Genomic DNA, 5,980 nt, shown 5'->3' on the forward strand with positions numbered 1-5,980 from the left:
AGGTCGACCGCTCGTACCTGCTGCGCGAGAAACTCGCCCTGGTCGCCTACGCCCTGATCGGCATCCGGCTGTAAGGGAGTACGGGGAGGTGGGGTGTAGGAGATTGCTCCCACACCCCACCTTCTTGCAACCCGGTTACCGTTTCAGTCGGCGCGTGATCGCCCCCACTTCCGGCATTCTCAGGGCCAGCGCGCCGCCAAGGTACACGGCGAGGCCCGCCCCGCCCGCCAGGGCCAGCACGGGGATGCTGGTCAGGATGAAGCCCGGCTGGATCGGCAGCGCGCGGGTGACCAGCCACGCCGCGCCGCCTGACACGGCGGCCAGTGGCACGACGCGCAGCAGGTGCCCCGTCACCTCGCGCGCCGGGAAGCCCACGGCGCGGCGGTACAGGACGATCAGGGCGGCGGTCATCAGCAGACCGCTGATGGTGGTGCTCAGGCCAAAGCCGATCAGGCCCAGGCCCGGCACCAGCAGGCGGTACAGCCCGACCTCCAGCACGAAGCCGATGGCGCTGATCGTCACGGCCTCGCGGGTGCGTTCACGGGCGTAGAAGGTGCGCAGCAGCACCGTCACCAGCGCCCACGGCACCAGCGCGAAAGCCCAGCCCAGCAGGATGCCGCTGCCCGCCGCGAACTTGTCCAGTTCCGCCGTGCCTCTGGGCGCTTCCAGGTTGATCATGCTGACCGCGAAGGGGGCCAGGGCGATCAGCAGGGCGCTCATCGGGGCGGCCAGGAACGTGGTGGTGCGGATGGTGCTGGCGGTCAGCGCACGGAACTGGGTCCAGTCCTTCTCGGCGGCGGCCTGCGAGAAGCGCGGGAAGACGGCCAGGACCGGGGAGACCACGAACAGGCCGTTGACCATGGTGAACAATGCCTCGGCGTTGCTGTACCCGGTCTGGGTTCCCCTGGGAAACTGCTGCGCGTTCGACAGCAGGCTGGTCACGTACACGTTCAGAAACTGCCGCGCCCCGGCGGTCAGGGTGAACGGCGCCATCTGCCGCAGCACGCGCCCCACCGCCGGGTGTCGTGTGAGGCTGGGGGCGGGGAGCAGCCCGAAACGGTTCAGGGCGGGCAGCTGCACCACGAGCTGCGCCACGCCGCCGATCAACCAGCCGAAGGCCAGCCAGGTGGCCGTGTTCGGGAGGATCAGAAGCGCCGCGATGCTGGCGATATTAAAGGCCACGGGCGCGAAACTGCTTTCCCGGAAGTGCTCGTCGGCGTTCAGCAGGCCCATGGCGATGGCCGACAGGCTGATCAGCATCAGGAAGGGCATGAGAAGCCGGGTCATGTACACGGCCAGTTCGCGGTCCACGTTGGAGCTACTGGCCAGCAGCTGATCCACGATCCACGGCGCGGCGAAGATCCCGGCGGCCATCAGCAGGAGGTTCACGGCGATCAGCACGCCGCTGAACGCCTGCGCCAGTTCCCGGCGGCCCTGGGTGTTCAGGGTCTTGTAGACCGGGATGAACGAGTTGACCAGGGCGCCCTCGGCCAGCAGTTCACGCAGCAGGTTCGGCACCTTCACGGCGACCGTAAACGCGTCGGTCAGGGCTGGCGCGAAGGTGTTGATGATCTGCTGCCGGACGATGCCGCTCAGGCGCGAGCCGAGCGTGCCGAGCATGACGATGATGGTATTCGCCCGCAGTGATTTTTTCGGGCTGGTGGGTGGGGGGGCGCCGGGCGGTCCGGCGTCCTCGAAGGACATGTCCAGTTCGGGTGGTGCGGGGGGCGGGCCGGGCGGCGGGAGACTCACGGGGCCACTGTACCGCCCGCCCCGCCCGGCCTTTACGGGGCGTTCAGGTCGGGTGGGGGCTCTGCCCGTCGGGGGTGACCTCGTGGGCGCCGCCGTCCGGCCCGATGAACAGGAGCGGCGCGCCGAAGGTGACGTTCAGGCGCAGGGTATCCAGGTACGCCTGGAGGTGCGCGGGCATGTCGCTGAGGGTGAAGGGGGCGCGCGGGGCGGCCACCAGGCGGTACACGCCCGCCTGGCCGGGCAGCCGGTCGTACACGAAGGCGCCGCGCCGCTGCGGGGGCGTCAGGTGCTCGTCGAAACCTCCGGCGGGGGCGTTCGGAGCCTCGGTTTCGGGGCGCAGGTCGATCCAGACGTGCGTGCGTTCCAGCAGGCCCTCGCTTTGCAGGGCGGCTTCCGGGACGGTGTCGTCCCCGGCGGCCAGGAACTGCGCGACGTGCCCGCGCGTGTCGGCGGCGAACCAGTCGAATTCCACGTTCCGGATTTCCTCGCGGGTGATGACGATCTGCAACAGTTCCTCCTCGGTCAGGGGGGTGCCAGTGCTGTCCGGGTCGGTCGGGGCGTGGCTCATGGTCACTGCCCTCCCAGCGCGGCCGCGACCACGTCCCGCGCCTCGTTCATGACCTGCTTCAGGTGCTCCTGGCCCCGGAAGCTCTCGGCGTAGATCTTGTACACGTCCTCGGTGCCGCTGGGCCGCGCGGCAAACCAGGCCTGGTCGGTGGTGACTTTCAGGCCGCCGATGGGTTCGTCGTTGCCGGGCGCGCGGGTGAGTTTCGCGGTGATGGGGTCGCCGCCCAGGCTGGTGGCGGTGACCTGTTCGGGCGAGAGGCTGCCCAGGATGCGTTTCTGGTCGGGCGTGGCGGGGGCATCCTGGCGGTCGTAGGCGGTCGCGCCCAGGCGGGCGGTCAGGTCCGCGAAACGGGCGCTGGGGGTCTTGCCGGTGATGGCGGTCATCTCGGCGGCCAGCAGTCCGGGGATCAGGCCGTCCTTGTCGGTACTCCAGGCGCGGCCGTCGCGGCGCAGGAAGCTGGCCCCGGCGCTTTCCTCGCCGCCAAACCCGAACGAGCCGTCCTGAAGGCCCGCCACGAAGTACTTGAAGCCTACCGGGACTTCCACGACGCGGCGGCCGATGCTGGCGCCCACCCGGTCGATCAGGGCGCTGCTGACCAGGGTCTTGCCGATGGCGGCGTCTGCGCGCCAGCCGGGGCGATTCTGGAACAGGTACTCGATCATCACGGCCAGGTAGTGGTTGGGGTTCATCAGGCCGTCGGCGGTGACGATGCCGTGCCGGTCGGCATCCGGGTCGTTCCCGATGGACACGTCGAAGTCGCCTTTCAGGGCCAGCAGGCCCGCCATGGCGTAGGGGCTGGAGCAGTCCATGCGGATCTTCCCGTCGCGGTCCACGCTCATGAACGCGAAGCTGGGGTCGATCACGTCGTTCACGATGGTCAGGTTCAGGTCGTGCGCCGCCCCGATGGCCTGCCAGACCGGGAGGCTACTGCCGCCCAGCGGGTCCACCCCGATGCGCACGCCGCTGCGGCGGATGGCGTCCAGGTCGATCACGTCCGGCAGTTGCGTGACGTAGGGCGTGATGAAATCGAATTCCTCGAGGGCGGCCATGGCGTCTTCCAGGGACACGCGCTGCACGTCGCGCAGTTCGTCCTCGATGATCTGGTTGGCGCGCGCCTGCACGACCTTGGTGACATCGGTGTCGGCCGGGCCGCCGCTGGGCGGGTTGTACTTGAAACCGCCGTCCTGCGGGGGGTTGTGGCTGGGCGTGATCACGATCCCGTCGGCCACGCCGCCTGCGCCCACGCGGTTGTGTTCCAGGATGGCGTGGCTGATCAGGGGCGTGGGCGTGAACAGGCCCGGCTGCACGCGCACGCGCACCCCGTTGGCGATCAGGACTTCCAGCGCGGTCATCCAGGCGGGTTCGGACAGGGCGTGCGTGTCCAGGCCCATGTACAGCGGCCCGGTGATCCCGGCCCGCGCCCGGTACTCGGCGACAGCCTGCGAGGTGGCCAGGATGTGCGTCTCGTTGAAGGTTCCCGCGATGCTGTTGCCGCGGTGCCCGCTGGTGCCGAACGCCACGCGTTGCAGGGGGTCGCTGGGCAGCGGGCGGGTCTCGTAGTAGTGCGCCACCAGGCGGGGAATATTCGTCAGCAGGCTCCGGGGAGCGCGTTTACCGGCCAGTTCGCTGATGGTCATACCGCCCAGTGTACGGAGTGCGGCCCCCGCGCAGGCACTTGCGGTAAGACAGCGTGAAGTGCCTCCCGGGGACAGGCTGCCTGGGGACAGGGCCGCCCGGTGCCAGGGCCGCCTGGGGACAGGACGACAGGTGACGGTTGATCCGGTCGCCGTGACGGTCGGCTGCTACGCTGGGCGGCATGAGGGAGTTCCTGAACGACTGGTGGCGGCTGCTGAAGCTGATCGTGGGGTCGCTGGCGATTCCGGTGGTGCTGTGGGGACTGCTGGTGTGGGCGGGCGTCCTGAAGTAATGGGTTGATGCGGCCACAGGTTAAAGCCGCGCCTTGAAACCACATGTTGAACGGGCAGGAGGTCAGGGGCTGCTCCCCCGGCGGGTGACACGCGGCGCGCCGGGTTGGAATCGTTCCCGGCGCCGCGTCTCATGTGGGCCGTGTTACGTTCGGGGTATGACGGTCAAACGGCAGAAAGGTGCAGACAGGGTCTCCGAGAGGGGCGCAGAGACGCGCGCGGGCAACAACCACTTCGAGCACGCGCTGGTGCTGGAAACGGCGCGCGTGACCGAGGGCGCGGCGCTGGCCGCCAGCCGCTTCATGGGCATGGGCGACAAGAACGCCGTGGATGGCGCGGGCACCGAGGCCATGCGGGAACTGCTGAACTCGCTGGATATCCGGGGCACGGTCGTGATCGGTGAAGGCGAGATGGACGAGGCCCCCATGCTGTACATCGGTGAACAGGTCGGCAGCGGGCAGTACGAGGTAGACATCGCCGTGGACCCGGTCGAGGGCACGGCCGTGACCGCCAAGGGCCTGCCGAACGGACTGGCCGTGATCGCCCTGTCCGAACGGGGCGGCCTGATGCACGCGCCGGACTGCTACATGGAGAAGCTGGTCGTGCCGCCCCCCGCCGCCGGGAAGGTGAACCTGGACTGGCCGGTCGAGGCGAACCTGAACGTGCTGGCGCAGAGCCTGGAACGCGACATTGACGACCTGATGATCACCATCCTGGACCGCGAGCGGCATGCGGACCTGATCCGGCAGGTGCGGGCCACAGGCGCGCGCGTGAAACTGATCGGTGACGGCGACGTGGTTGCCAGCCTGCAGGTCGGCGTGCGCGGCACCGGCGTTCACGCGCTGATGGGTTCGGGCGGCGCGCCCGAAGGGGTGCTGTCGGCGGCGGCCCTGAAGTGCCTGGGCGCGGAGATTCAGGGCCGCTTCATTGCGGAGGACGACGCCATGCGTGAGCGCTTCGTGTCGATGGGCGTGGACGAGAAGCGCGTGTACAAGACGAACGACCTGGCGCCGGGATCGCAGATGGTGTTCAGCGCGACCGGCATCACGTACGGCGAGCTGCTCAGTGGCGTTCGTCATTTTGGCGGTGGGGCCAGAACGCACACGCTGGTGATGGGGTACGCCACGCGGGTGGTGCGGTTCATCGATTCGGTTCACCTGGAAGACGACGGCGCGCGCGTCACGATCCGCGTCTGATACGGACTGCGGTGAAGTGGTGGGGCACAACCACACCATCCGGGTAAAGGCAGGTGGACATGGGGCCGGTTCCGCGACTGCCCCCAAGCGCCAGATGAGCAACCATGAGAGATCACTTCACAGGGGCTAAATAGCTTCACGTTGAACCTTTTGGTTTCCAGGCGTACACTCCGGTCATGACGAACCCCACCCCCACCCCAGTCAAACTGGCCATCGTGTACTACTCGACCTACGGCACCAACCACGCCATGGCCGAAGTCGCCGCTGAGGCGGCCCGCGCCGCCGGAGCAGAAGTGCGCCTGCTGAAAGTGCCCGAAACGGCCCCCCAGGCCGTGATCGACACCCAGGACGCCTGGAAAGCCCAGCAGGAACGCAGCGCTGACGTCCAGACCGCCACGCCCGCCGACCTCGAATGGGCCGACGCTTACCTGTTCAGCACTCCCACCCGCTTCGGCGGAGCGGCCAGTCAGCTGCGCGCCTTTATCGACACGCTCGGCGGCCTGTGGGCCACCGGCAAACTGGCCAACAAGACCTTCAGC

At 68.7% G+C, this 5,980-nt stretch carries 5 protein-coding genes; 2 read left to right on the forward strand and 3 right to left on the reverse strand.

Features of this window, described 5'->3' with window-relative positions:
- Window positions 1–135: 135 nt before the first annotated feature.
- From murJ to pgm, 3 genes are all read right to left on the reverse strand, one after another.
- Window positions 136–1,704 (reverse strand): murein biosynthesis integral membrane protein MurJ, encoded by a 1,569-nt coding sequence (gene murJ / locus QZ271_RS13665; RefSeq protein ID WP_291432409.1) that lies wholly within the window; start codon window positions 1,702–1,704, stop codon window positions 136–138.
- A 91-nt stretch (window positions 1,705–1,795) separates the two neighbouring features.
- Window positions 1,796–2,320 (reverse strand): hypothetical protein, encoded by a 525-nt coding sequence (locus QZ271_RS13670; protein ID WP_291432401.1) that lies wholly within the window; start codon window positions 2,318–2,320, stop codon window positions 1,796–1,798.
- A 2-nt stretch (window positions 2,321–2,322) separates the two neighbouring features.
- Window positions 2,323–3,957, reverse strand: a complete 1,635-nt coding sequence (gene pgm, locus QZ271_RS13675) for a phosphoglucomutase (alpha-D-glucose-1,6-bisphosphate-dependent) (protein ID WP_291432403.1) — start codon at window positions 3,955–3,957, stop codon at window positions 2,323–2,325.
- Between the two features lie 446 nt (window positions 3,958–4,403).
- Here pgm and glpX point away from each other — a divergent pair, with 446 nt between their 5' ends.
- Together glpX and QZ271_RS13685 are read left to right on the forward strand one after the other, a co-directional pair.
- Window positions 4,404–5,441 carry a class II fructose-bisphosphatase gene (gene glpX / locus QZ271_RS13680; RefSeq protein ID WP_291432405.1) on the forward strand — a complete coding sequence of 346 codons (1,038 nt, stop codon included), beginning with the start codon at window positions 4,404–4,406 and terminating at the stop codon, window positions 5,439–5,441.
- Window positions 5,442–5,617: 176 nt separating this feature from the next.
- The coding region (locus QZ271_RS13685; protein ID WP_291432407.1) for an NAD(P)H-dependent oxidoreductase at window positions 5,618–5,980 on the forward strand (363 nt) is incomplete at its 3' end.

Origin of the sequence: Deinococcus sp., assembly GCF_018260555.1 — a bacterium.
GTDB lineage: Bacteria > Deinococcota > Deinococci > Deinococcales > Deinococcaceae > Deinococcus.

Excerpts from the sequence above, each read along its gene's own strand:
- murJ (WP_291432409.1), bottom strand. The coding sequence starts at position 1,704 with ATGTCCTTCGAGGACGCCGGACCGCCCGGCGCCCCCCCACCCACCAGC.
- QZ271_RS13670 (WP_291432401.1), bottom strand. The coding sequence starts at position 2,320 with ATGAGCCACGCCCCGACCGACCCGGACAGCACTGGCACCCCCCTGACC.
- pgm (WP_291432403.1), bottom strand. The coding sequence starts at position 3,957 with ATGACCATCAGCGAACTGGCCGGTAAACGCGCTCCCCGGAGCCTGCTG.
- glpX (WP_291432405.1), top strand. The coding sequence starts at position 4,404 with ATGACGGTCAAACGGCAGAAAGGTGCAGACAGGGTCTCCGAGAGGGGC.